The sequence below is a fragment of the Selenobaculum gibii genome, assembly GCF_030273445.1.
GTDB classification, from domain to species: Bacteria; Bacillota; Negativicutes; order ICN-92133; family ICN-92133; genus Selenobaculum; species Selenobaculum gibii.
Genome location: NZ_CP120678.1, coordinates 1,475,563 through 1,502,428, shown reverse-complemented (window position 1 = coordinate 1,502,428; position 26,866 = coordinate 1,475,563). Strand labels below are relative to the sequence as shown.

Here is a 26,866-nt window from a genome sequence, read left to right as displayed (position 1 = left end):
TTTTTGGGGAAAAAGAGCAAATGTTTAATATGAATTACATTATGAGGTTATTGTTGTCAGGAAAGTAGCTGTGTATTTGTCATACTGAAGTGTAAAATAATTGAATATAAATAGTTAAAAGATTAAGCAAAAATACGAGGATAAAAAAATTCTCGTATTTTTTCATAAAAGATATTGACAAAAAAGAATGAAGCGTGTAATATAATACAAGTCGCTAACGAGCGGCACGGGAAGTGAACTTTATCAATCATCTTTAAAAAAGATGTTGACAAAACAAATCGCTTCTGATAATATAAATGAGCTGGTTACGCCGGCAATCAAGTGTTCCTTGAAAACTAAACAATGTAGATATTAAGTAATGTATTACTTGATTCAATTATGCCAGATGTGCGGGTTTCGTTTTAAACGAAACACAAAACAAATGTTACAAAAAAGTAACAACAATTTCTTTTAAAGAAAAGATAATTATTGAGCCATTTAGGCTTTCTAATAATAAATTTATTGGAGAGTTTGATCCTGGCTCAGGACGAACGCTGGCGGCGTGCTTAACACATGCAAGTCGAACGGAGAATTATTTCGGTAATTCTTAGTGGCGAACGGGTGAGTAACGCGTAGACAACCTACCTTTTAGATGGGGACAACATCGCGAAAGCGGTGCTAATACCGAATGTTGATAATGAAATGCATGTTTCGTTATTTAAAGATGGCCTCTATATATAAGCTATCGCTAAAAGATGGGTCTGCGTCTGATTAGCTAGTTGGTGAGATAACAGCCCACCAAGGCAACGATCAGTAGCCGGTCTGAGAGGATGAACGGCCACATTGGGACTGAGACACGGCCCAAACTCCTACGGGAGGCAGCAGTGGGGAATCTTCCGCAATGGACGAAAGTCTGACGGAGCAACGCCGCGTGAGTGAAGAAGGTTTTAGGATCGTAAAGCTCTGTTGTTTAGGACGAATGTGCCTTATGCGAATAGTATGAGGTAATGACGGTACTAAACGAGAAAGCCACGGCTAACTACGTGCCAGCAGCCGCGGTAATACGTAGGTGGCAAGCGTTGTCCGGAATTATTGGGCGTAAAGGGAGCGCAGGTGGGAAAATAAGTCTGTTTTAAAAGTGCGGGGCTCAACCCCGTGATGGAATGGAAACTGTTTTTCTTGAGTGCAGGAGAGGAAAGTGGAATTCCTAGTGTAGCGGTGAAATGCGTAGATATTAGGAGGAACACCAGTGGCGAAGGCGACTTTCTGGACTGTAACTGACACTGAGGCTCGAAAGCCAGGGTAGCGAACGGGATTAGATACCCCGGTAGTCCTGGCCGTAAACGATGGGTACTAGGTGTAGGAGGTATCGACCCCTTCTGTGCCGGAGTTAACGCAATAAGTACCCCGCCTGGGGAGTACGGCCGCAAGGTTGAAACTCAAAGGAATTGACGGGGGCCCGCACAAGCGGTGGAGTATGTGGTTTAATTCGACGCAACGCGAAGAACCTTACCAGGGCTTGACATTGATTGAAAGACGTAGAGATACGTACCTCTTCTTCGGAAGACAAGAAAACAGGTGGTGCATGGCTGTCGTCAGCTCGTGTCGTGAGATGTTGGGTTAAGTCCCGCAACGAGCGCAACCCCTATCATTTGTTGCCAGCACGTAAAGGTGGGAACTCAAATGAGACTGCCGCGGATAACGCGGAGGAAGGCGGGGATGACGTCAAGTCATCATGCCCCTTATGTCCTGGGCTACACACGTACTACAATGGGATTGACAGAGGGAAGCGAAATCGCGAGATGGAGCAAACCCCAGAAACAATCTCTCAGTTCGGATTGTAGGCTGCAACTCGCCTACATGAAGTCGGAATCGCTAGTAATCGCAGGTCAGCATACTGCGGTGAATACGTTCCCGGGCCTTGTACACACCGCCCGTCACACCACGAAAGTCAGTCACACCCAAAGCCGGTGGGGTAACTCTAACGAGAGCTAGCCGTCTAAGGTGGGGCCGATGATTGGGGTGAAGTCGTAACAAGGTAGCCGTATCGGAAGGTGCGGCTGGATCACCTCCTTTCTAAGGAGACATGAGAATTTGAAATAGAATTCTTGTCATCCAGGTCGACACATTTGGCATCTACATTGATTAGTTTTGAGGGAATACAAGTATGTATTGACTCAAAAATGTTCTTTGAAAACTACACAGAAGAAACAAATGAAATTAATCAACCTCTCAAAAGAGAGAGTAAATTAACGACATTTTAGGATTCAAAAAAACAAACTAAGCATCAAAAATGATGAACTTAGAGCTTAAATGACGTAAGTCAAGCTACTAAGGGCATACGGCGGATGCCTAGGCGCCAAGAGCCGAAGAAGGACGCGATAAGCTGCGAAAAGCCATGGGGAACTGCAAGTAAGTCTTGATCCATGGATGTCCGAATGGGGGAACCCAGCAGTAGTAATGTACTGTTATCCATGCCAAAGAGCATGAGAAGGTAGACCCGGGGAACTGAAACATCTAAGTACCCGGAGGAAAAGTAATCAAATGAGATTCCCTAAGTAGCGGCGAGCGAACGGGGAAGAGCCCAAACCAGCTGACTTCGGTCAACTGGGGTTGAGGACTGACAAAAAGCGAAATTTATCTAATCGAATGACTTGGGAAAGTCAAGCGTAGAAGGTGAAACTCCTGTAGATGAAAGATAAATAAGTGGGTCAGAATCCAGAGTACCACGAGACACGAGGAACCTTGTGGGAAGCAGGGGGGACCACCCTCCAAGGCAAAATACTCCTTGGCGACCGATAGCGTATAGTACCGTGAGGGAAAGGTGAAAAGAACCCCGGGAGGGGAGTGAAAAGAACCTGAAACCGTATGTCTACAAGCAGTTGAAGCACTATAAATGTGCGACAGCGTGCCTATTGAAGAATGAACCGGCGAGTTACAGTATCTAGCGAGGTTAAGTGGAAAACACGGAGCCGAAGCGAAAGCGAGTCTTAATAGGGCGAAAGTTAGATATTGTAGACCCGAAACCGCAGTGATCTATCCATGACCAGGTTGAAGCTCAGGTAAAATTGAGTGGAGGACCGAACCCGTGAACGTTGAAAAGTTTTGGGATGAGTTGTGGATAGGGGTGAAATGCCAATCGAACGCGGAGATAGCTGGTTCTCCCCGAAATAGCTTTAGGGCTAGCCTCAAGGTAAAAAGTATAGACGGTAGAGCTCTGATCGGGCTAGGGGGCGTAAAGCTTACCGAACCCAGTCAAACTGCGAATGGCTATACTTGTACTTGGGAGTCAGACTGCGAGTGATAAGACCCGTAGTCAAAAGGGAAACAGCCCAGAACGCCGACTAAGGTCCCCAATGCTGTGCTAAGTGGCAAAGGATGTAAAGCTTCACAAACAACCAGGATGTTGGCTCAGAAGCAGCCACCATTTAAAGAGTGCGTAATAGCTCACTGGTCGAGAGGCTTTGCGCCGAAAATGTCCGGGGCTAAAGCACAGAACCGAAGTCGCGTCAGCATACTAAAGTATGTTGGGTAGGGGAGCGTTCTATACACGACGAAGGTATACCGAAAGGAGTGCTGGAGAGTATAGAAGTGAGAATGCCGGTATGAGTAGCGAAAAGGAAGGTAAGAATCCTTCCCACCGAAAGCCTAAGGTTTCCTGAGCAACGATCGTCGACTCAGGGTAAGTCGGGACCTAAGCCGAGGCAAAGAGCGTAGGCGATGGACAACAGGTAAAGATTCCTGTACCACCGATAATTGTTTGAGCAATGGAGTGACGCAGAAGGAAGGTTAAGCGGGCAGATGGAAACGCCTGTCTAAGCTGGTAGGGTGAGATGTAGGCAAATCCGCATCTTAAAAACCTGAGAAGTGACGGAAAGATGTAAGCAATTACATTGAATTTAACTGGACCACGCTGCCAAGAAAAGCTTCTAGTGAGATTAAAGGTGCCCGTACCGCAAACCGACACAGGTAGGCGGGGAGAGAATCCTAAGGTGCGCGGGAAAACCCTCGTTAAGGAACTCGGCAAAATGTATCCGTAACTTCGGGAAAAGGATAGCCATTTTTGGTGAAGCTACAAGCTAGCAGAGCTGAAGAAGGCGACAGAAGAGAGGCCCAAGCGACTGTTTACCACAAACACAGGTGCATGCGAAAGAGAAATCTGAAGTATATGTGCTGACACCTGCCCGGTGCTGGAAGGTTAAGAGGAGGGTTTAGAAGTAATTCGAAGATCTGAATTGAAGCCCCAGTAAACGGCGGCCGTAACTATAACGGTCCTAAGGTAGCGAAATTCCTTGTCGGGTAAGTTCCGACCCGCACGAAAGGTGTAACGACTTGGGCACTGTCTCAACGAGGGACCCGGTGAAATTGAAATACCTGTGAAGATGCAGGTTACCCGCGACTGGACAGAAAGACCCCATGGAGCTTTACTGCAACCTGACATTGGTTTTTGGTAAATAATGTACAGGATAGGTGGGAGACTGAGAATATGGTACGCTAGTATCATAGGAGTCAATGTTGGGATACCACCCTTTATTTACTGAAAATCTAACTGAATGAATAACAAACATCAAGACAGTGTCAGGCGGGCAGTTTGACTGGGGCGGTCGCCTCCGAAAGAGTAACGGAGGCGCCCAAAGGTTCCCTCAGCGCGGCAAGAAATCGCGCGAAGAGTGTAAAGGCAGAAGGGAGCTTGACTGCGAGACGGACAGGTCGAGCAGGTACGAAAGTAGGGCTTAGTGATCCGGTGGTACCGAGTGGAAGGGCCATCGCTCAACGGATAAAAGCTACCCTGGGGATAACAGGCTAATCTCTCCCAAGAGTCCATATCGACGGGGAGGTTTGGCACCTCGATGTCGGCTCATCACATCCTGGGGCTGAAGTAGGTCCCAAGGGTTGGGCTGTTCGCCCATTAAAGTGGTACGTGAGCTGGGTTCAGAACGTCGTGAGACAGTTCGGTCCCTATCCATCGCGGGCGTAAGAAACTTGAAGGGAGCTGCTCCTAGTACGAGAGGACCGGAGTGGACGAACCAATGGTGTACCAATTATGCCGCCAGGCGTACAGTTGGGTAGCTACGTTCGGAAAGGATAAACGCTGAAAGCATCTAAGCGTGAAACCAGCCTTAAGATGAGGTTTCTCATAGAGTAATCTAGTAAGACCCCTTGAAGAAGACAAGGTAGATAGGCCAGATGTGTAAGTACAGTAATGTATTTAGCTGACTGGTACTAATAGGTCGAGGGCTTGACTTAAAGCAGAGAGCCAATATACCATGAGCGAAAGCGAATGAAGTAGATTGAGCGAATCGCTTTACTCCGAGCGTAAAGAAATGGAGCGAGTGAGTTTCATATCTAAGCGAAGCGGAGTAAAGCAAGAATAAAATGTAGTTAAGATTAATTTCAATTCTTCTGTATAGTTTTGAAGGAACATATCTAAAAAGAAAGTTCACTTCAAAAAGCACGGATGACTAGAAATGTGCAGATACAAGGCGCAGCGGAAAGAAGAGAGGGAGGCGTAATGAGAATTACGTTGACTGAACGGATTGAGCAGTAACGAAGTAGATGTGCGTTTATAGACAGACGGATCTGGTGTCGATAGCTATAGGGTACCACCTGTTCCCATACCGAACACAGTAGTTAAGCCTATACACGCCGAAAGTACTTGGATGGAAACGTCCTGGGAGGTTAGGTAGATGCCAGTTTTGTTTAGCACTCACTTTGGTGAGTGCTTTTTCGTTATTAGGATTGAAATGAAAACCTATTGATTGTTATAAAATTTAAGTATATAATGCAAAATAAGTTTTATAGTTATTTATGCGAGGAGGAAATAGTTTGAAGAATAGATTAAATATTGGTTGTCATTTATCTGCAGGAAAAGGTTTTGCACATATGGGAAATGAAGCTGTTTCTATAGGTGCGAATACATTTCAATTTTTCACACGTAATCCGCGTGGGGGAGCTGCAAAAAAAATTGAACAAGAAGATGTAAACGTTTTACTAGCAATTATGAAAGAAAATAATTTTGCACCTGTTTTAGCGCATGCACCATATACCTTAAATGCATGCTCTGCGGAGCCATCGACTCGTGAGTTTGCCGAAATGATTATGCAGGATGATTTGATGAGAATGGAGTATTTGCCAGGAAGCTTGTATAATTTTCACCCTGGTAGTCATGTAAAACAGGGGGTTGATATAGGTATTAATTATATAGTAGAATTGCTCAATAAGGTTTTAAAGCCAACTCAGGAAGTAACCGTTTTATTAGAGACTATGGCGGGAAAAGGAACTGAAATCGGCCGAAATTTTGAAGAGTTAAAAATGATTTTGGATCGGGTTGAATTATCTGATAAAATGGGTGTGTGTTTAGATACTTGTCATGTATATGATGCAGGTTATGATATTATTGGTCAAATAGATGATGTATTAGAAAAATTCGATAAAGTTATAGGAATTCATAAATTAAAAGCGGTTCATTTGAACGATAGCAAAAATCCTTTTGCTAGTCATAAAGATCGTCATGAAAAGATTGGACAAGGTTCGTTGGGGCTTGAAGGAATTGCAAGGATTATAAATCATCCACAATTGAGAAACTTGCCATTTTATTTAGAAACACCAAATGAGTTAGAAGGATATGCAGAGGAAATTGCTTTGTTAAAGTCACTTTGGAAGAATAATTAGCGAAGATTTACATTATTCATAAAATATGATAGAATTATTTGTTGTATTGTCATTTAATCTCCTGAGAAATCAGGAGCTTTTTTCTGTATAAAATAATTTTATGAAATAAGAGGTACTATTATGGAAAATTTGTCAAAGCGTCCGACGATTACAGGAGATTTACAAAATGTATTTAACTATGCTTTTATTGAGACTGCATCATATCATTTTATTGTACCTAAACCAGAAAAGTACATTTCGGTGCATATGACAGATAAAATTAACCATTGTATGGATTGTGGAAATGATTTAAAAGTCCAATATAATGAAAATGGTTTAGTTTATATTGCAAATAATCGAATGGAAAAGCAAAAAAAACTTTATGAAAAATATCACCTTCAGTTACCTAAGCTTGGAGAGGAAAATTTCACCTATTTTCAAGATGGATATTGTGCTATATGTGCGCAAAATCATATTTATAATCAAAGTAAGGGGCAAGATGTGTGCAACGCATGCATGGAGTTAAATCAGTTAGATGAAGGCTTAATGATAAATGCACAAGACCTTATTGAAAAAGTAGTGCATACATGGATTTATAGGATAAAATCTAAAGATGAATTAAAAAATCTTGATTTATCTACTTATTTAGCAATTCGAGAGTTGATTTGTGGTGTGATTTTTGGACAAAAGGATTTACTTGATAAAATTTTGCAGGTATATCAAAGTAAGGTTGCAGAAAAGAAAATTCTAATACAATCTATACTTGATGAGATTGCAACACCTTCTTTTGCTGGCTATGTAGCCCGTCCAACGACAGTTTACGAAACGATGGATGATAATTTATATAATGAATATACGGTTGTTTTTCCAAGCGAAAGTACACCAGAAGAAAATTTTTATGTTCTAAAGGAAGTAGAAAAAAATCGGGTAGCTATGTTTTTAGGGCAAAAAAGAATTGAATCTGTGGATGAACTATTAAGTGAGACTATTTTTTCTGATATTTGGATTGAATGGTTGATGCAACATCTTAATAATTTAAAATAAGACAAAAATCTCTCGAGCTTTATCGAGAGATTTTTATTAAGGATGGGATAAGATGGAATATGGGATTGTGATTATTTCCATTGGAAATTTACTTTTGACGTTAGGAATCTTTCTTTATTTATTAAAAACTATAGATAAAAATAAAGATATTAATAAATCATTAGGGGCTTTAGAAAAAAACATTTTACAAATACATCATTATATGCAAAATGAGATGAGTGTAAATCGATTAGAAAATAATAAGAACACGAACTTATTAAGACAAGAACTTTTTTCTCAATTGAATAATTTTAATGAGTCTCTAATTAAGAGAATGAATGAATCTAACACAGCTGAATTAAATCAGTTAGCGGTTTTCGCGAAGCAATTAAATGCTTTAGCAGATATGAACGAAAAAAAGTTTGACAAACTAAAAGATAGCATTATTGTACAGTTAAGACATTTACAAAATGATAATAATAACCAACTTGAAGAAATGCGTAAAGTAGTTGATGAAAAATTGCATGCTACCTTAGAAAAAAGATTAGGAGAGAGTTTTCAATTAGTCAGTGAGCGGTTAGAACAAGTACATAAAGGTTTAGGCGAAATGAAAACCTTGGCAAATGGTGTTGGTGATTTAAAAAGAGTTTTATCAAATGTAAAAACACGTGGAATTTGGGGAGAAATTCAATTGGAGAATTTGCTTGAGCAGATATTGACAATTGAGCAATATGAAAAAAATGTTGCAACGATTCCTAATAGCTGTGAAAGAGTAGAGTTTGCAATAAAGTTGCCAGGCAAACATATTCATGAAGGTTCTGTATGGTTGCCGATCGATGCTAAGTTTCCTCAAGAGGATTATCAACGATTATTAGATGCACAAGATAAAGCAGATACTGCTTTAATTGAAGAGTGCGCAAAATCTATAGAGAATCGTATAAAGAGTGAAGCGAAAGATATAAAGAATAAATATGTTTGTGTCCCATATACAACTGAGTTTGCTATTCTCTTTTTGCCAATTGAAGGATTATATGCAGAGGTATTGCGTCGTCCAGGATTATGCGAATTTTTAATGCAAAAATATAAAATTATTGTTACGGGACCAACAACTTTAGCTGCGTTACTGAACAGTTTACAAATTGGCTTTAGAACTTTAGCGATAGAAAAGAGGAGTTCAGAAGTTTGGTCAATATTAGGTGCAGTTAAAACTGAGTTTGGTAAATTTGGTGATTTATTAGAAAAGACAAATAAAAAACTACAGGAGGCGAGCAACGTTATTGATGCAGCAGCAAGAAAAACGCGAACAATTGAGCGAAAATTAAAAACGGTAGAAGAATTACCGGTAGATGAAAGTAATTACATACTAGATTTTACAGAGTAAAAGTTGATTCAGATGGAGCATTCACTTCTTCTACTCACATAAATTTTAACAGCATGTAAACTATTAAAATTTATGTGAGTAGAAGAAGTGAATAAAGCCATGACTCCAAATTCTTTATTTCTTTAGAGATCAGATTTAATCATAAAAAAATAAAAAAGTATAGACAAATGATAATAGGTGTGCTATCCTATATTTATAGAAAATTTAATAAATATAGGCAATGGTGCCAGATGATAATACAATATTATTATGTATTTTGTTTGTACATATATTATTGGTTGTTTTGTCATGTGGTTTTTTTATTTTATGTATCTGGTAGTTTAAATTTTTTTTAGAGGTGATATTTATGATGAATGATTTATTGTATGTAATTCCCGCGAACACTCCTAAAGAAGAAGTAAGTAATATGCTAAAAGCGCATCCTGAAATTAAATTTGTGTCTATTGTTGGTATTGATTTAGCTGGTAATGATACTGACGAAAAAATTCCAGTAAGTATTTTTCTTAAAGACATGGATGGCTTTTATTCTGGTAGTGCGGTTCAAACCGATGGTTCTTCAGTTGTTTTAACTGGTATTGCTACTTTGAATAACGCAAAAGTTGATATGCCGGTTGATCCTAGTGTGAAGTGGATTGTTGATTATAATTTTGAACATTATGATGAAGTTACAGGTAAACCTGTAGGAACTTTACGTATTCCTGCATTTTTGATTCATGATGGTAAAAAAGTAGATTCTCGCTCTATTTTAGCAGGTACGTTAGAATATGTGAAAACTGAATTATTAGCAGCATTTAAGCAAAATCCTCATATTTCTGGATTGGATCACATTAATGGTAATGATGTAGAAGATATTTTATTTACATCTGCAACTGAATTAGAATTTTGGGTAAAAACTCCGCTTGCTGAAGCGGAAATCACAGAAATGTCTGCTTCACAAGTTATGCAAGAACAATATTGGCAACGTACTCGCGGCGCAGTCCGTACGGCATTAGAGCAAGCTGTATTAATATTAGATCAATATGAGCTTGGTGCTGAAATGGGACATAAAGAAGTTGGTGGAATTAAAGCCCATATTGATGAATCTGGTAACTTAACACATGTTTGCGAACAGATTGAAATTGACTGGAAATATGCAGATGCTTTGCAAGCTGCGGATAATGAATTGTTAGTTCGTACTTTGGTGAAAGAAGTTTTCCGTGAAAACGGTCTTGAAGTAACTTTCCAAGCAAAACCGATGATTGGCCTTGCTGGTAATGGCGAACATACTCATTTCTGCATCATGGCAAAATTGAAATCAGGTAAAATAGTAAATCTATTTGCACCAACTGAAATGAAAAAAGATTTCATGAGTGCTATCGGTTATGGTGCAATTATGGGATTACTTAAAAATTATGAAGTGATTAATCCATTTGTATCCGCTACAAATGATTCATTAAATCGTTTAAAACCAGGGTTTGAAGCACCAGTTTGCATTGTTACATCCCTTGGCCATACTCCAGAAGTTCCTTCCCGAAATAGAACTATTTTAGCTGGTTTAGTTCGTGATGTAGAAAATCCAATGGCAACTCGTTTTGAATTACGGGCATGTAATCCATTCACAAATACTTATGTTACGTTAGCTGCTGTTTATTCTGCTATTCTAGATGGTGTAAAAGCTGCAGTAACAAAAACTACAGATGAATTGTTAGCTGAACTTTCTAAAGAAGCTGGTGCAGAAGGATTTTATCTAGAAAAAGATCGTGCATATCGTAGTGAAGAAGATGTATTTGAAGATTATACAGAAGAAGAGCGTAATCGATTGTTTGGAGCTCCACCTGCTACTGTATGGGAAAATATGAGTGCGATGGAACTGTATCCAGAAAAACGTGCTGTATTGACTGCTGGTGGTGCATTACGTGAAGAAATTATCTCCGCTTTCGTTGCAGGTGCATTAACTCGTTGGAAAACAGAATTAATAAGCAGAATTATTCCAGAGAATTTATCCATTATTAGAGCTTGTAAAGAGGTTGATTCTGATTTTTATACAGATCAAGATGTATTTAATTGGACGAAAGTAAATGAATTACGTTGTTATTTAGCAAAAGATGCAATTGAAGAAAAATCTTTATTTACGCTTATTTCATCTGCTTTAGTGGAAGGTGATTTTGCAACTGCTTCTGGTTTGCAAGTTGAAATGTATGATAAGGTTCAAGAATTAAAAGCGTTGTATGAAGTTTATAAAAGAAATATTATTTAATAAATAATATAGACTTTACCCCTACGTGTAGTAATAATTATATTATTTATTAAAATAGCAAGGCCCTTATTTGTAGAGATATATTTACAAGTAAGGGCTTTTGTATTTTGAGAAATTTTGACTAAACAATGAATTATATAGTATAATCTATAGGAAAATTTGTGATGATGTTTTGCAAATAATTAAGGAGAGGTGGTTTATTTGAAAAAATTTTCTCGTATCTTTGTTATTTTGATTATAGTTACTTTTTCGATAAATGCAATTGTATTTGCTGGAACTGATAATCAAAAGAAAACGAAAGAAAATACCGTAAACTCATCCCACACCGAATCAACGCACAATTCTAGCAAAGATAAAAAGAAACAAAGTAAAGAAGTTGCTGAAACAGAAGATAATTCACTTGGTAAAAAATTAGAACAAGAAAACGGAGAACTAAGGAAGGAAAGTGCGCAAATCAAGGCACAGCCTTTTATAGTTAAATATGGAATGCGTGGAGAATCGGTAAGGACAGTGCAAACAATATTGATGGAATTAGGTTTTTATGCAGATACAGTTGATGGAGTTTTTGGTAATAATACGTTAAATGCAGTGAAAGACTTTCAACTGGCACATAAAATGATTCCAGATGGCATTGTAGGGGATGCGACATTAGCAGTAATGAAAAGAGCAGAGCCAATTGTAAACCGAAATATGAGATCATTTTTTATGAATGCGTCTGCATATAGTGCATATGATCCAGGAAATTCTCAATATACTTCTAGAGGAAGTTTTTTGCGTAAAGGGCTTGTTGCGGTTGACCCTTCATTTATTCCTCTTGGAACTAGATTATATATACCAGGGTATGGTTATGCTATTGCTGACGATGTTGGGGGATCAATAAAAGGCAATCGTATAGATTTGGCTTTTGATAGTCATCGTGAAGCATTGGAATTTGGACGTCGTGATGTTGTTGTTTATATAGTTGATTAAAGGGGAAAAAGCTCTTTTTTAAATGAAGAGCTTTTTCTCTTTCTTTTTCAATTTTTAGCATATGTAAAATTTGTATGGATGATTTATGTTTTGATGGAGAAGATAAAATAAAATTCTTTTTTAGGGGAGTACAAATATGGGAGACACTACTTCAATAACATTGGGGTCGCTTTTATTAGCCGGATTGTCAGGTGTATTGATGGCTATTCAAGGTAGTATTAATGCCTCTTTGGGAAAGGTTATCGGGATATGGGAGGCTACTTTTATTGTTCATGTAATAGCTGTTATTGTTTTGTTTTTAATGTTGTTTGGAATTAAATTGGGTGATGGAAGTTTTTCTAATATTAATCAAGCGCCTTGGTATAGTTATTTAGGAGGCGTTATTAGCGTTTTTATCATTTATCTAGTAGCATTAAGTATACCTAAATTAGGTGCTGCAAATGCGACGACTGCTATTATTATTGGACAAGTATTGATGGCTGGGGTTATTGATTATTTTGGATTATTTGGCTTAAAACAATTACACTTTGGCTGGCAACATGTACTAGGTATTTTATTCTTGGCTATTGGTGCAAAATTACTTTTAAATGATTTGTAGTTATTATTGACAATATAGGAATGATAATGTAAAATACGTGGCATAGAGTATTCTAAAGGGGAGTAGCTAGATAGATATAGTCAACAATCCTGTCATGCATAACATGGCTGGCTATATCGTTGAATTTTGATTCAATTAGTGAGACTTTTAGTATAACCTTAAAGGTTATACTAAAAGTCTTTTTCATTTATTTGACTACTTCTCTGCTTTATTAGTGACTATTTTTGACAGGAATAATAATTATTAAAAAGCGTTAATACTAAAATTAATTTTATAAAAAGGGGATATGCATATGGAGTTTTTATCATCAGTTTTATCTATAGTAATTTTAGATTTGGTTTTGGCAGGAGATAATGCTGTTGTTATCGCATTAGCCGCAAGAAATTTACCCAGAGAGAAAAAGAATAAAGCAATTTATTTAGGAACTTTAGGCGCAATTGTTATTCGTACTTTAATGACTTTATGTGCAGTATGGCTTTTAACAATTCCTTATTTGCAAGCATTAGGTGGGTTAGTACTTATTCCTGTGGCATGTAAATTATTAAAAAAAGAAGAACATACTGAACACGTTGATTCTTCAACTGGATTTTGGGGGGCAATTAAAACTATCATCATTGCGGATGCTGTGATGGGAATTGATAACGTATTAGCCATTGCAGGAGCAGCGCATGGTGACTTTTTACTCGTTGTTATTGGATTATTAATTAGTGTTCCGATTGTAGTTTGGGGAAGCAAATGGATCGGTAGATGGATGGAAGATTATCCAATATTAGTTTATGTTGGTGCCGGAATTTTAGCTTGGACAGCGGGATCAATGATTGTACACGATAAAATCATTGGGAGTTATTTAAATTCAGTTTCTCATGTATTAACATTCCTAATTCCGATAACAATTGTTGGACTTGTATTGATTTTTGGATACCTTTCTGGAAAAGGCAAAAAGAAATAAAACATATAAAACATATATGAATTATATTGACAAACCTATAAGCAATGTTGTATTATAAATCATAACTAAGTATATTTTTATTTAATATGTTGATATATTGTAGGACAAAATTTGGGAGGGATTTATAGATGACATTACCAGAGAACTTAGAATTTGCTACCTTAGCTGTACACGGAGGACAAGAGGCAGATCCAACAACAGGGTCAAGAGCTGTTCCAATTTATCAGACCACGGCATATAATTTTCGGGATGTTGAACATGCTGCAAATTTATTTGAATTAAAGGAACCTGGAAATATTTATACTAGACTTATGAATCCGACGACCGATGTATTTGAAAAAAGAATCGCTTTATTAGAAAATGGAATAGCGGCTTTAGCTTTTGCATCTGGACATGCAGCTATTTTTGCATCAATTCTCAATATTGCTGAAGCTGGTGATGAAATAGTCAGTGCTTCTACTTTATATGGTGGTACATACAATATGTTTGCTTATAATTTACCGCGGTATGGAATACACGTGAATTTTGTAGATGCAGAAAATCCTGAGAATTTTGCAAAAGCAATTACTTCAAAAACCAAGGCGATTTATGCTGAGGTGATTGGCAATCCTAAAGCAGATATTTTAGATATTGAAGCCGTAGCTAAAATTGCGCATGAACATAATATTCCATTAATTGTCGATAGTACATTTGCCACTCCTTATTTATGTCGACCGATTGATTTTGGTGCAGATGTAGTGATTCACTCAGCAACGAAGTTTCTTGGCGGACATGGTACATCTATGGGCGGCGTTGTTATTGATGCAGGAAAATTTGATTGGACAAAGGGGAATTTTCCACTAATTAATGCGCCGGATCCAAGCTATCATGGGTTAAATTATGCAAAAGATGTAGGAGCGGCAGCATTTATTACTAGACTAAGAGTGCAAATGCTTAGAGATTTAGGTGCTTGTTTAAGCCCATTTAATAGTTTTATGTTTTTAGTTGGATTGGAAACACTACACCTTCGTATGCAAAGACATGCTGAAAATGCATTAAAAGTAGCTGAATTTTTACAATCACATGAACTTGTTAGTTGGGTTAGCTATCCTAGTCTTTCTGGTGATAAACAATTTGATAAGGCAAAGAAATATTGCCCAAAAGGTGCAGGTGCAATTTTTACTTTCGGTATAAAAGGCGGTTTAGAGGCCGGAAAGAAATTTATTAATTCTTTGAAATTATTTTCTTTACTTGCGAATGTAGGTGATGCAAAATCATTAGTTATTCATCCTGCTAGCACAACACATTCACAATTAACACCAGAGCAACTAGAAAGTGCAGGTGTGCAGCCAGATTTAATTAGACTTTCAATAGGTATTGAAGATGTGCAAGATATTATTGCTGATTTGGATGAAGCGTTAAAAGCTACAGTAAAATGAAAAAAGGGGTCTATGATCGTTCAGGAATTTTCTTAGTGTTATAAGATTTTTATATAAAAATAAAAGGAGAATTAATGTGTTTATTGCAGTTCTTATCGCTTTGTGCGTTTGCTTACTATCATTAAAAGGCTGGCATGATGAAATGAAAAAAACAACAAATGGACAGAATTTATCATTAATCCAGTTGTTTAAGTCTACACAGAGGGGAAAGAAAAATGCCGTTTTAATTATGGCGTTTCTCGCTTTATTAAGTATAGTTTCGCTAGCGTTAATGGGACTAGGTTATTAATTATACATAATTATGGAGAAAAATTCTTGTTGCGAAATTAGGAGTTTATTGCTATTGTAGATATATAATAGTAAAGAGAGGTTGTTAAAATGAAAAAATTATCTATAGTACTGTTACTTATTTTTATGATGATTAGCGCAAATACTGTATTTGCCCAAGCTGTTGAAGAAAGAAGTAATAATATTTTTAATACGATTGGCATAATTGATTCTATTGATAAAGATTCTATTGCAATTAGTGGCGAAGGAACATATAAAAATCTTATTTTAAGGGTTACGGATGAAAGTTATATTTTAAATGGAAAAACTGGAGAAAATTTAGATTTTTCTACGTTGAAAGAACATTCATCGGTCTCTGTGTATTATGATGGAAGAATGACGAGGAGTATTCCGCCAATTGGATTTGCTAAGGCGATTGTTGTTGGGGATAATGATGAAAATGGTTTATATATGCAAGTGAGAGAAGTTGAAAAAATTCAAGACGGTGTCAGAGTACTTTGCTCTAATGGTGATCGCTTAGTCACAATAAAAAATGATATTTTAGCTGATGCAAAAAATATTAGTGCTGGTGATGAATTACTTGTTTGGTATAAAGCGATGACATTAAGTTTACCAGGACAAGCAGTAGCAGAAAAAGCTGTGATTTTAAATAAGAAACCAGATATTACAGTTGAGCTTTTAGATAATAGCATTATAATTAAAGGGAATAATCAAGTGATTTCTACACGGGCGATTGTAAAAAATGAAAAGATTCTATTGCCATTGCGTCAGATTGCAGAGAAATTTGGGTATACTGTTTCTTGGAAAGAAGATAGTAAATCTGCGGAGCTATTAAAAGGACCACAATTTGCAACCTTAACGATTGATAGTCATGACTATGGGAAAAATAAAATGCGCATAGTTTTAGATGACGCTCCTCAGATGATCAATGGAGTAACGTATGTTCCTAGTGAATTTTTTGAAAAAGCATTAGAACTAAGTGTAAAAGTAAAATAATTAAGTAGTGAAAAACCTCCTGATAAAAGCTTTATCAGGAGGTTTTTTCGTTTAAGACTATTTTATTAAAGGAATTTTAATTGTTTGTCCAGGAAAAATATGTGCATTCTTATCTAAATGATTTAATTCTATAATAGCAAAAACCAAGTCGCGAATATCATCTTTTTCACTGGAATATCTTTTTGCAATGTTCCATAGGTCGTCGCCTTGTCTTACTTCAATTGTTGTAAAAGTATTACCTTGAAGATAAGCGTTAGAAATAGTAGAAGGAGCCATGAACCATAAAAAAATTGAACAAAGGGTAATTGTTAGTAATTTCATTATATAACCTCCAATAAGAACAAATGTTCGATTTAAAAACATCATAACACAAAACATATGTTCTAGCAAGATGTTGTTTGATTTTATAATAAAATTTTGTTAGAATACAACTATTATTAAGACGAAAGGAAAAATTATGGTTATAAATGGTGCAGTTATCAAAGAGCAAGGGGTAACTTTTGCTATTATCTCTGTTAAACCGCATGTAACACGGTATACTGTTACGGCAATAGAGGCTAGACAAAATTATGCGGCTTTTTTTCCGAATATGCCGATCATTTTAATGTCTCAAAACGAGCAAGGTGTTCCTCGCTTTGTTGGCAGAAAAGATATTGTTGATTTTTTAAAAACAATTAAGATAGAACAAATTCCTTGGAAACAATATCATGTTTATTAAATTTCTATGGTTATCATAAAGATTAATATTTTAATAATTTTTTAATTTATCTATTGATTTTTTTTATTAAAGGGTATATTATATATGAGTAAGTTAACTGACTCACTAGCTCAACTGGCAGAGCAACTGACTCTTAATCAGTAGGTTCGGGGTTCGATTCCCCGGTGTGTCACCATGAATTTTAGGCCTCCGTAGTATGCGGAGGCTTTTTGTATTGGCAAATAAATTTATCTTAAAGAAAGTTTATATATAGACTTATTTTCTAATGTATAATAGAATGAAATTATTAATAATATAGGAAAAGAAGCCCGCACTACATAAAATTTGATGTTGTGCAGGTTTCTTTATTTATTAGAAGTGCAAAAAGCAGCCGCTGTTAGGTGACAATGTTGTTATCGTTCTGTAAAACTTTTTCTTTTAATCATAGTAACCGATGTATTTTAATCTTCATAAGCTATAGTAGATGAGGATAAGGAGGTTGCTTATATGGGTTGTTGTGGTAAAAAGCATGAGTGTCATTGCTGTCCAAAATGTCACCATGAATGTCATCAAGTTTGTCCATCTTGTGGATGTGCATGTGTCTGGGGCTGCAATAAATGTCATAAATGTGGTCATTGCTTTGATAAGTGGCATGAATGCTCAAAATGTCATTGTAGATTTGAATAGTGTTTAAAAAGGGGGAGATAAATCGATGATGATTTATCTCCCCCATTTTATTTTGATTTTATTAGTAAAAAAACAGTTGTAATAATACATAGAAATCCTATGATATCGATAAACGTAAATTGCGAATTAAGCCAAATTGCTGAAAAAATTGCGGCTGAGACAGGCTCAACGCAAGAAATCATACTTGCTTTTATTGCGCCAATATCGTTTACGCCTTGTAAATAAAGAATAAAAGCAATCACTGTGCCAAAAATGATTATTGCAGCTAATGCAAATGCCGTATATAGGTCAATTGAAAAAGGAAAGATCCATTCGCCAGAAATAAGATAAAGAAAGATACCTCCAAAAAGTAGACCATAACCCGCTACGATAATACTTCCCCATTTTGCCATAAGATTTATTGGAAGTATTGTATAAAACATGACGCCTAAGGCGGATAAAAGGCCCCAGAGTAATCCTTGCGAGGAAATGGCTAAAGCGTTAATATTTCCTTGGGTAGCCAATAGAAAAGTACCCAAAATAGCTAAAAAAATAGAGATATACTCTTTAGCGGATGGATATCGCAATGTCTTTATACAGGTATAGATCATAATAAACAGCGGACCAAGATATTGCAAAACAGTTGCAGTACCTGCATTGAGATAAAAAATGGCTGTCATATAAGTATATTGGCAAATTACTAGGCCGAATATGCTAAATAAAAAAAGATGAAAAAGATCGTGTTTATTTAATAAAATTCTTTTTAATTGTTCTTTTTTGTGAATGGCTGAGAAGGCTAATATAATTATACCTCCGATTATCATACGGATAATTGTAATCCACGTAGCATCAAAGCCTTTTATAGATAATAGATATTGCCCGCAAGTTCCAGAAAATCCCCATAAGATACCGCCTAGTAAAGTAAAGATAATGCCACGTAGTTTAGGATTGCTTGAATAGAATTTTAAAAATGAAAGAGAAGACAAAATAACACCACTTTCTGAAAATAAAAATAAGCCTTAATCATACAACAGATTATGCAGGATATATAGTATTATATATCTTTTAAACTGCACTTTGTTATGATTAGGCTTATTTTTTATGTGAAAATAAATAATTTAATCGTTGTTATGGAATGAATCAATCACCTTAAAGGTTAGGCTTAATATGATTGCTACAACAGTTGCTAGTGCCATGCCTTTCATTGTTACGGTGCCGATAGTAAGACTTGCGTTGCTTACACCAATGCCTAAAACTACAGAGGTTAAAATTAAATTACTAGGCTTATTGTAATCGACTTTTGCTTCTACTAACATTCTAATACCAGAAGCTGCAATGACACCGAAAAGGAGTAAGGATACTCCGCCCATAACAGGCACGGGAATGCTTTGAATTGCAGCTGCAAGTTTTCCAACAAAGGACAAGATAATCGCAAAAACTGCTGCACCGCCGATGACCCAAACACTATAAACTTTTGTAATAGCGAGCACGCCAATGTTTTCACCATAAGTAGTATTTGGTGTAGAGCCAAAAAATCCAGAAAGGATAGTAGAAACTCCATTACCTAATAATGATTTGTCTAAACCAGGCTCTTTAGTTAAATCTTTACCAATGATATTGCCTGTTACAATAAGATGTCCGATATGTTCAACAATAACAACAAGTGCTGCTGGTAAAATAATTGCAATTGCACTTAAATTAAATTCAGGGGTATAGATTGTTGGTATGGCAAACCAGGAAGCTGCTTCGACTGGTACTAAATCAACTAAACCCAAGAAAAAGGCTAAAATATAACCGCTAATAACTCCAATTAAGATTGGAATAATTGCTAAAAAACCACGGAAGGCAACTGAGCCTAAAATTGTAATGACCAAAGTGAAAATTGAGACAAGAATCGTATTTGTATCAACTTGCTCGGCTGTTAGTCCAGCCATACCAGCGGCTGTCGGCATCAATTCAAGACCGATGACAGCGATAATTGCTCCCATCGCAGCAGGCGGAAATACGATATCAATCCATTTTGTACCGATAGCTTTGATGCTAAGTGCAACTAATGAAAATATTGCGCCTACGACAATAAATCCACCTAATGCTGCTTCGTAGCCGTATTGAGGCAAAACTAAAAATACTGGTGACAAAAATGCAAAACTGGATCCTAAATATGCAGGAACTCTACCTTTACAAATGAATAAATACAATAGAGTTCCAATTCCATTAAATAATAAAATTGTGGCAGGGTTTACTTTAAAAAGAATCGGGACAAGGACTGTTGCTCCAAACATAGCAAATAAGTGTTGCAAACTTAAAGGAATTGTTTGCAATAATGGTAGCTTTTGATCTACTGAAATTACACGGTTATTCATAAATTCTACTCCTTTTATTAAAATTTTCAAAAAAAAAATCCCTTACATTACGCAAGAGACATGAAAGTAACATCATCACAAATATGGTGCACCTTCTTAGTCTCACAGGACTAACTTAAAGGATATCTTTGCAATACAATTTATCATAGTCTATAGAAAATGTCCAGATTTTTTTACAGAAAATTTACTCAATGTAAATGAGCTGAGTAGAAATTTTCCAAGGTTAGTTGTTTTCTAAAAGATTCTTAATTGCTAAAATTAACTTTTTGTAATAAAATGTCCACATGTAGGAGGAGTTTGTTTTCTTAAAGAGAATAGTGTATAATTGTTAGCGTGATGTTTTTAGAAGTTTAGGGGGATGGCGATGGCGTTAATTGTAAAAAAATTTGGCGGAAGTTCAGTTGGCAGTGTTGAGAAAATTATAGCAGTGGCCAAAAGAATTATAGAAGAAAAGAATAAGGATGATAAGGTTGTTATGGTTGTATCTGCAATGGGAGATACAACTGATGATTTAATTGCTTTGGCAAAAGGAATTAACAAAGAACCATATCAATATGCAAGAGAAATGGATATGTTACTTACTACGGGAGAACAAGTATCTATATCTTTATTAGCAATGGCATTTAAGAATCTTGGTCATCCTGCAATATCTTTAACTGGTGCGCAAGCTGGAGTAAAGACGAATGCAGTACATACAAAAGGAAAAATTGTTGATATTAATCCTGAGCGCATTTTAGCTGAATTGGATAAAGGTCAGATTGTCGTGGTTGCAGGATTCCAAGGGCTTGATATGAATGGAGATCCAACTACGCTTGGCCGTGGTGGCTCAGATACTTCGGCTGTGGCAATTGCAGGAGCTTTAAAAGCAGATAGTTGCGAAATTTTTACGGATGTGGAGGGTGTATATTCCTCTGATCCGAGGGTAGTAAAAAGTGCTCGAAAAATGAAAGAAATCACCTATAATGAAATGCTTGAAATGGCAAGACTTGGTGCAGGGGTTATGCAGCCACGTTCTGTAGAGATGGGAAAATATTTTAATATACCAATACATGTTCGTTCTACTTTTACAAAAAGACCGGGAACGATTATTAGGGAGGAATGTACAATGGAAGATAAAGAGTTTAATATTAGAGGCGTTGCACATGACTGCGATGTAGCAAAAGTTGCGGTATTAGGAGTACCTAATAATCCAGGGATTGCGCATTCGATTTTTGCTGCTTTAGCGGAAGCGAATGTTGATGTCGATATGATTGTACAAAGTATTCGTAACATAGAAAAAAATGTTACGGATATGGTATTTACAGTTGCAATTACTGATTTAGCAGAAGCAAAGAAGATAGTTGATAAAGTTGCTGATCAATTAAATGCAATCGCTGTATTGATTGAAGAAGATGTAGCAAAAGTATCTATTGTTGGTGCAGGTATGTTTGGTAGTCCCGGTATTGCAGCTAGAATGTTTGGTGCGTTATCAACAGCAGGCATTAATATAGAAGTAATCAGCACATCTGAAATTAGCATCTCTTGTTTAATTAAAAACAGCCAAGTGAAAGAAGCTGTAAATGCAATTCATGCAGAATTTTTCCCGGAAAAATAAAACTGTTATTAGGCAAGCTGGATTTTTAAGGCTTGCTTATTTGCTAGGTAGAATTTTTTAAGAATTTTGTATACTTATATTTTGGGCAGGACTTTACTTTATTAAAACGAATATAATTTATTTGGACACTTAGTAGTAAGTTGAAGTACTATTTCTAAGGGGGATAAAAAATGACAAATAGTGTTGCAGCATCTCATGCAAAAGGAAAGTTTGCTACGGATAAGATTTTTGGGGCCAGTGGAGCAGCTGTAAAAGCGACAGCTGAGCATGGTAAAGATAAAGTAGTAAATGCGACAATTGGCGCAATTATGGATGACAATGAAAAATTAGCTTGTATTCCAACCGTAGAAAAAGTTTTACGTGGAATGTCAATTAACGATATGATTGCTTATGCACCAATTTCTGGCTTGCCAGCTTATTTGGATGCAACGATTAACTTAGCTTTTGCTGATCAAAGACCAGATGCCTATTTTAATTCTGTGGCTACGGCTGGTGGTACAGGGGTAATTCATCATACAATTTGGAATTATTCTGAAATTGGGGATAAAGTATTGACTTCTGATTGGTATTGGGGTCCTTATAGCGTGCTTTGTAAAGAAGCATTACGTGAATTGGATACATATCAATTGTTTGATGAGCATCAAAATTTCAATATTAAATCATTTGAAACAAAAGTAAATGAACTGCTTTCTAAACAAAATTCACTCGTTATTATTATTAATACGCCGGCGCATAATCCAACTGGTTTTAGTTTAACGGATGACGATTGGAAAAAGGTGCTGGATGTGTGTAAAGTACAAGCGAAAAATCCTGAGAAAAAAATTACTGTTTTAATAGATATTGCTTATATTGATTATGCAGGAGAGAAAAATGAATCACGCAAATTTTTAAAACAATTTAGCAATTTACCTGCAAATATTTTAGGCATTTTAGCATTTAGTATGTCTAAAGGTTATACGATGTATGGGCAGCGTACAGGTGCGATGATTGGTATATCTTCTGATAAAAATGTGATCAAAGAATTTGCAGAAATCAATCAATATACAAGTAGAGCTACTTGGTCAAATATTAATCGTGGTGCAATGACTTTATTAACAACAATTGATCAAGATAAAACATTACTTGTACAGTTTGAAAAAGAAAGAGATGGTTATTATCAATTAATTCGCGAACGTGCAGATATTTTTATGAGCGAAGCAAAAGCATGTGGATTAAATATGCTACCATATCGTGCTGGTTTCTTTATTTCTATTCCAGCAGCTGATTCTGATGCAGTATGTACAAAACTACATGATGATTTAATTTTCGCTGTACCATTAAAAATGGGCGTTAGGATTGCCGTTTGTGCAGTACCATCAGCTAAAATAAAAGGAATGGCTGAAAAAGTTTTAAATGCAATGAATTTTGTAGAGCAAAAATAAGAATTTTTTTCTAAAAATAGTCCATAATAGATATATATCTATTATGGACTATTTTATTATAAGAAAAAAATAATTTTGCATTAATTCTACTGTAAGAAAAAAATATAAAAGCATTAATGCTTTTATATTTTTACGGATACAGGCTTTTTTAGTATATTTTTGTCATTGTATAATTTAATAATTGGTGATATAGTAAATCTTGGTCAAATAAATTACATAAATAAGTAACTATTTTGGGGGGCAATGTATGTTTAACTTTAGTTTTAAGCATAAAGATGATGAGTTTTTTGATTTGTTTATAGAAAGTGCAAAGTTCTTTCATGCGGGTGCGTTAAAACTACACACTGTAGTAAGCGATTATAGTCAAGCTGAAAAATTGATGAAAGATATTATTGAGATTGAACATAAAGCTGATGATATTAATGAGAAAATTATTGATAAATTAAATCAGACTTTTATTACTCCAATTGATAGAGAAGATATCTATGCATTAGCAAATAAGCTTGATGACGGCGTGGATTTTTTACAAGGAACCGTACAGCGGATAGTTTTGTATAAAACGGGAGATTCCAGAGAAGGAACGATTGAATTAGCAAAACTTCTAATTCGCAGTACTGAAGAATTGCTTAAAGCTCTAGAATTGTTAAAAGATATTAAGAAAAATCAACATGCTATTTTAGACTGTACGCGAAATATTGAAAATATTGAAAGCGAAGGTGATAGAATTTATCGTAAAGAAGTTGCACACTTGTTTGAGTCTACACTAAATCCAATTGAAGTAATCAAATGGAAAGAGGTTTTAGAGTTTTTAGAGGATACGTTAGATCGCTGTGAGGATACAGCAGACTTACTAAGAGGTGTGGTAATGAAATATGCTTGAGGTATTAATTTTTACAGTAGTAGCGTTAGCATTGCTGTTTGACTATATTAATGGATTTCATGATACCGCAAATGCAATTGCGACATCGGTTTCCACGAGAGCTATTCCACCTAAAGTTGCTATTTTGATGGCTGCAATGTTAAATTTTTTGGGTGCTATGTATAGTACTGGTGTAGCAAAAACAATTGGTGGAGATATTGTAAAGTCGGCATCTCATGTTGATGAAAAAATTATAATTGCAGCATTACTTGGTGCTATTATTTGGAATTTAGTTACATGGTGGCTTGGAATTCCAAGCAGTTCTTCTCATGCATTAGTAGGTGGAATTATTGGTGCAGTTTTGGTCTCGACAGGTGCAATGGGGCTTAATTTTTATGGCATTGGAAAAATTGTTTTATCTCTTGTTGCATCGCCTGTAATTGCAATTATTTCTGGTTGTATTATTATGATGATTTTATATTTAATTTTTGGGCGATTTGCACCATCTACGATCAATAATAAATTTAGAAAAATGCAGATTTTATCTGCTGCGATGATGTCTTTTTCACATGGTTCTAATGACGCGCAAAAAGCAATGGGGATTATTACTCTTGCACTTCTAAGTGGCGGATATATAGAAACTTTAGAAGTTCCTACATGGGTAAAATTGGCGGCCGCTACATCTATGGGATTAGGTACAGCTGCTGGTGGTTGGCGCATTATTAAAACGATGGGAGGAAAAATATTCAAATTGGAGCCAATAAGTGGTTTTGCAGCTGATTTGAATTCATCTATTGTTGTATTTGGAGCGACTTTGCTACATCTTCCAGTAAGCACAACGCATGTAGTTTCTGGTTCTATCATGGGGGTTGGTAGTGCGAAAAGAATTAGTGCAGTGCGTTGGGGTGTTGCGCAACAAATGCTTATGGCTTGGTTATTAACAATTCCATGTACTGCATTGATGGGAGCAGTGATTTATTGTATTGTTCGAGTTATATTTTCCTAGGTTCTTTACATAATCTGGTGTATAATTAAGGTAGTATACATATCATGTATACTACCTTAATTTTTTTCCGTGAGATGTGGAGGTTTTATTATGAACATTAAAGTTATTACTAAGGTAAAAAATAGGGATATTGAAAAGATATATCGGAGGGGGATCTCCTTAAAAGAGATAAGGGATGATTTTAATAATTCTCATTCTAATTTGATTGTAGCAGCTAAAGTAAACAATTTAATAAAAGATTTACAAGCATGCCTTTATGATGATTGCAGTATAGAATTTATCGAGCTAAATACAGAGTTTGGACTAAAAGTATATCAAAGATCAATAACATTTCTTTTGATTGTAGCTATATATGAATTATATCGCAATGTTAAAGTTACAGTGGAGCATTCAATTAGTAAAGGATTATTTTGTGAGGTATATTTAGGTCGGAATTTAACTTCAATCGATATAAAAGAAATAGAAGCAAAGATGAGTGAAATCGTGTTAGAAAAAAGGCCAATTCTAAAAAAAACACTGCCAAAAGCTGAAGCGTTAGAGTTGTTTAAAAAATCTGGCCAAGCGGAGAAGGTAAGTCTTATTGAGGATTTAAAACGGGAATTAGTTAGTGTATATTATTGTGGCAATACATATGATTATCTATATGGACCGATGTTAAGTAATACAGCTGAATTAAGTTTATTTGCGTTAAATCAATATAGATCAGGTTTAATTATAAGAATACCTGAGATTACCAATGTGAAGATAGTTCCTGAATTTTCTCCACAAGAGAAATTGGCAGATATTTTTAATGAGGCGGAAAAATGGGCTAAAATACTTCAATGCGATTATGTTGAAAAATTAAATGCGTATACGAGAAAAGATGAAATATATGATATTGTAAGAATCTCAGAAGCTTTACATGAAAAGAAAATTGCCCAGATTGCGGACTTTATTGTAAGTCATACAAGTCAGGCTAGAATTATATTAATTGCTGGTCCATCGTCATCAGGGAAGACCACTTTTGCGCAGAGGCTTAGAGTTCAACTTCGAGTAAATGGGGTAGTACCTATAACCATTTCATTAGATGATTACTTTCATAATCGTATACATACGCCTAAAAATGAAAAAGGAGAATATGATTTTGAATCTTTAGAGGCCTTGGATACAGATCTTTTTAATCAACATTTAGTTGAGCTTTTAAATGGGAAGTCTGTAGAAATTCCATATTATAATTTTGTTACAGGGCAGAGAGAATATAAGGGGAATATAATTCAAATCGAGCCAAACCAGCCTGTTCTTATTGAAGGAATTCACGGGCTGAATGAGCGTTTAACAAGTAAAATCCCACGTAATAAAAAATTGAAAATTTATATAAGTGCGTTGACTCAATTGGCTATAGATGGTCATAATAGAATTCCGACGACAGATGCTCGTTTAATTCGTCGAATTGTTCGTGATCATAAATTTAGGGGATCAAGTGCAGTGAAAACGCTAAAACAATGGCCGTCTGTACGTAATGGAGAAGAAAAAAATATTTTCCCATTTCAAGAGGAAGCAGATATTATGTTTAATTCAGCTTTGATATATGAGCTGGGGGTTTTGAAAAAACATGCGGAACCATTATTAAGAGAGGTAAAGCAAACGGAAGCTGAATATGCGGAATCTAGCCGTCTCCTAGATTTTTTAGAGTATTTTGTTAGTATTGAGAACGATGATGAAATTCCGGTAAATTCGATATTAAAAGAGTTTATTGGAAAATCATGTTTTTAAATAAAGTTTCAAAAGAAAAA

General features: G+C 36.0%; 20 protein-coding genes, 1 tRNA gene and 3 rRNA genes. 21 read left to right on the top strand and 3 right to left on the bottom strand.

Annotated features, from left to right (window positions below; all coding sequences use genetic code 11):
* Positions 1-498 precede the first annotated feature (498 nt).
* The 13 genes from P3F81_RS07245 to P3F81_RS07185 all read left to right on the top strand — a co-directional run bounded on the left by P3F81_RS07245 (position 499) and on the right by P3F81_RS07185 (position 16,488).
* Positions 499-2,055 (top strand): 16S ribosomal RNA (locus tag P3F81_RS07245).
* A gap of 245 nt (positions 2,056-2,300) precedes the next feature.
* Positions 2,301-5,226: ribosomal RNA gene (locus P3F81_RS07240) — 23S ribosomal RNA — on the top strand.
* A gap of 332 nt (positions 5,227-5,558) precedes the next feature.
* Positions 5,559-5,675 (top strand): 5S ribosomal RNA (gene rrf, locus P3F81_RS07235).
* The 16S, 23S and 5S rRNA genes sit together here, the layout of an rRNA operon.
* A 130-nt stretch (positions 5,676-5,805) precedes the next feature.
* Positions 5,806-6,651: a deoxyribonuclease IV gene (locus P3F81_RS07230; protein ID WP_434064755.1), complete on the top strand. Its 846-nt coding sequence runs from the start codon at positions 5,806-5,808 to the stop codon at positions 6,649-6,651.
* 120 nt (positions 6,652-6,771) lie between these two features.
* Positions 6,772-7,674 carry a hypothetical protein gene (locus P3F81_RS07225; protein ID WP_147669198.1) on the top strand — a complete coding sequence of 301 codons (903 nt, stop codon included), beginning with the start codon at positions 6,772-6,774 and terminating at the stop codon, positions 7,672-7,674.
* 52 nt (positions 7,675-7,726) lie between these two features.
* Positions 7,727-9,034: a DNA recombination protein RmuC gene (locus tag P3F81_RS07220; protein ID WP_147669194.1), complete on the top strand. Its 1,308-nt coding sequence runs from the start codon at positions 7,727-7,729 to the stop codon at positions 9,032-9,034.
* Between the two features lie 346 nt (positions 9,035-9,380).
* Entirely contained in the window at positions 9,381-11,270 is a 1,890-nt protein-coding gene (locus P3F81_RS07215) for a type I glutamate--ammonia ligase (RefSeq protein ID WP_147669191.1), read from the top strand.
* A gap of 201 nt (positions 11,271-11,471) precedes the next feature.
* Positions 11,472-12,239, top strand: coding sequence for a 3D domain-containing protein (locus tag P3F81_RS07210; RefSeq protein ID WP_309320222.1), 768 nt, complete (start codon positions 11,472-11,474; stop codon positions 12,237-12,239).
* A gap of 136 nt (positions 12,240-12,375) precedes the next feature.
* Complete coding sequence (locus P3F81_RS07205; RefSeq protein ID WP_147669188.1) at positions 12,376-12,837, top strand: DMT family transporter; 462 nt, start codon at positions 12,376-12,378, stop codon at positions 12,835-12,837.
* A 292-nt stretch (positions 12,838-13,129) separates the two neighbouring features.
* Entirely contained in the window at positions 13,130-13,786 is a 657-nt protein-coding gene (locus P3F81_RS07200; protein WP_434064754.1) for a TerC family protein, read from the top strand.
* 128 nt (positions 13,787-13,914) lie between these two features.
* A complete protein-coding gene (locus P3F81_RS07195; RefSeq protein ID WP_147669182.1) occupies positions 13,915-15,204 on the top strand; it encodes a homocysteine synthase in 1,290 nt (429 codons plus the stop codon).
* A gap of 76 nt (positions 15,205-15,280) precedes the next feature.
* Entirely contained in the window at positions 15,281-15,493 is a 213-nt protein-coding gene (locus P3F81_RS07190) for a hypothetical protein (protein WP_147669179.1), read from the top strand.
* 89 nt (positions 15,494-15,582) lie between these two features.
* Entirely contained in the window at positions 15,583-16,488 is a 906-nt protein-coding gene (locus tag P3F81_RS07185; protein WP_147669176.1) for a stalk domain-containing protein, read from the top strand.
* 57 nt (positions 16,489-16,545) lie between these two features.
* Here P3F81_RS07185 and P3F81_RS07180 read toward each other — a convergent pair whose 3' ends face one another.
* Entirely contained in the window at positions 16,546-16,809 is a 264-nt protein-coding gene (locus P3F81_RS07180) for a LysM peptidoglycan-binding domain-containing protein (protein ID WP_177505859.1), read from the bottom strand.
* A 136-nt stretch (positions 16,810-16,945) separates the two neighbouring features.
* Here P3F81_RS07180 and P3F81_RS07175 point away from each other — a divergent pair, with 136 nt between their 5' ends.
* From P3F81_RS07175 to P3F81_RS07165, 3 genes are all read left to right on the top strand, one after another.
* A complete protein-coding gene (locus P3F81_RS07175; protein ID WP_147669170.1) occupies positions 16,946-17,206 on the top strand; it encodes a hypothetical protein in 261 nt (86 codons plus the stop codon).
* A gap of 99 nt (positions 17,207-17,305) precedes the next feature.
* A tRNA-Lys gene (locus P3F81_RS07170) sits at positions 17,306-17,381 on the top strand.
* Positions 17,382-17,684: 303 nt separating this feature from the next.
* Entirely contained in the window at positions 17,685-17,879 is a 195-nt protein-coding gene (locus tag P3F81_RS07165; RefSeq protein WP_147669167.1) for a hypothetical protein, read from the top strand.
* A gap of 40 nt (positions 17,880-17,919) precedes the next feature.
* Here the strand turns inward: P3F81_RS07165 and P3F81_RS07160 are convergent, their stop codons facing one another.
* Together P3F81_RS07160 and uraA are read right to left on the bottom strand one after the other, a co-directional pair.
* A complete protein-coding gene (locus P3F81_RS07160) occupies positions 17,920-18,837 on the bottom strand; it encodes a DMT family transporter (protein ID WP_309320219.1) in 918 nt (305 codons plus the stop codon).
* 132 nt (positions 18,838-18,969) lie between these two features.
* Complete coding sequence (gene uraA, locus P3F81_RS07155) at positions 18,970-20,214, bottom strand: uracil permease (protein ID WP_147669161.1); 1,245 nt, start codon at positions 20,212-20,214, stop codon at positions 18,970-18,972.
* 364 nt (positions 20,215-20,578) lie between these two features.
* Between uraA and P3F81_RS07150 the strand changes: the two genes are divergently transcribed.
* From P3F81_RS07150 to P3F81_RS07130, 5 genes are all read left to right on the top strand, one after another.
* A complete protein-coding gene (locus tag P3F81_RS07150) occupies positions 20,579-21,808 on the top strand; it encodes an aspartate kinase (protein ID WP_147669158.1) in 1,230 nt (409 codons plus the stop codon).
* A gap of 170 nt (positions 21,809-21,978) precedes the next feature.
* Entirely contained in the window at positions 21,979-23,229 is a 1,251-nt protein-coding gene (locus P3F81_RS07145; protein ID WP_147669155.1) for an aminotransferase class I/II-fold pyridoxal phosphate-dependent enzyme, read from the top strand.
* Positions 23,230-23,476: 247 nt separating this feature from the next.
* Positions 23,477-24,109, top strand: a complete 633-nt coding sequence (locus P3F81_RS07140) for a DUF47 domain-containing protein (RefSeq protein ID WP_147669152.1) — start codon at positions 23,477-23,479, stop codon at positions 24,107-24,109.
* Positions 24,102-25,094 carry an inorganic phosphate transporter gene (locus P3F81_RS07135; RefSeq protein ID WP_147669149.1) on the top strand — a complete coding sequence of 331 codons (993 nt, stop codon included), beginning with the start codon at positions 24,102-24,104 and terminating at the stop codon, positions 25,092-25,094. The genes P3F81_RS07140 and P3F81_RS07135 overlap by 8 nt, the downstream gene beginning before the upstream one ends.
* 90 nt (positions 25,095-25,184) lie before the next feature.
* Positions 25,185-26,846, top strand: a complete 1,662-nt coding sequence (locus tag P3F81_RS07130) for a nucleoside kinase (protein WP_147669146.1) — start codon at positions 25,185-25,187, stop codon at positions 26,844-26,846.
* Positions 26,847-26,866 lie beyond the last annotated feature (20 nt).

Excerpts from the sequence above, each read along its gene's own strand:
- P3F81_RS07225 (WP_147669198.1), top strand. The coding sequence starts at position 6,772 with ATGGAAAATTTGTCAAAGCGTCCGACGATTACAGGAGATTTACAAAAT.
- P3F81_RS07220 (WP_147669194.1), top strand. The coding sequence starts at position 7,727 with ATGGAATATGGGATTGTGATTATTTCCATTGGAAATTTACTTTTGACG.
- P3F81_RS07215 (WP_147669191.1), top strand. The coding sequence starts at position 9,381 with ATGATGAATGATTTATTGTATGTAATTCCCGCGAACACTCCTAAAGAA.
- P3F81_RS07205 (WP_147669188.1), top strand. The coding sequence starts at position 12,376 with ATGGGAGACACTACTTCAATAACATTGGGGTCGCTTTTATTAGCCGGA.
- P3F81_RS07200 (WP_434064754.1), top strand. The coding sequence starts at position 13,130 with ATGGAGTTTTTATCATCAGTTTTATCTATAGTAATTTTAGATTTGGTT.
- P3F81_RS07195 (WP_147669182.1), top strand. The coding sequence starts at position 13,915 with ATGACATTACCAGAGAACTTAGAATTTGCTACCTTAGCTGTACACGGA.
- P3F81_RS07185 (WP_147669176.1), top strand. The coding sequence starts at position 15,583 with ATGAAAAAATTATCTATAGTACTGTTACTTATTTTTATGATGATTAGC.
- P3F81_RS07180 (WP_177505859.1), bottom strand. The coding sequence starts at position 16,809 with ATGAAATTACTAACAATTACCCTTTGTTCAATTTTTTTATGGTTCATG.
- P3F81_RS07175 (WP_147669170.1), top strand. The coding sequence starts at position 16,946 with ATGGTTATAAATGGTGCAGTTATCAAAGAGCAAGGGGTAACTTTTGCT.
- uraA (WP_147669161.1), bottom strand. The coding sequence starts at position 20,214 with ATGAATAACCGTGTAATTTCAGTAGATCAAAAGCTACCATTATTGCAA.
- P3F81_RS07150 (WP_147669158.1), top strand. The coding sequence starts at position 20,579 with ATGGCGTTAATTGTAAAAAAATTTGGCGGAAGTTCAGTTGGCAGTGTT.
- P3F81_RS07145 (WP_147669155.1), top strand. The coding sequence starts at position 21,979 with ATGACAAATAGTGTTGCAGCATCTCATGCAAAAGGAAAGTTTGCTACG.
- P3F81_RS07140 (WP_147669152.1), top strand. The coding sequence starts at position 23,477 with ATGTTTAACTTTAGTTTTAAGCATAAAGATGATGAGTTTTTTGATTTG.
- P3F81_RS07135 (WP_147669149.1), top strand. The coding sequence starts at position 24,102 with ATGCTTGAGGTATTAATTTTTACAGTAGTAGCGTTAGCATTGCTGTTT.
- P3F81_RS07130 (WP_147669146.1), top strand. The coding sequence starts at position 25,185 with ATGAACATTAAAGTTATTACTAAGGTAAAAAATAGGGATATTGAAAAG.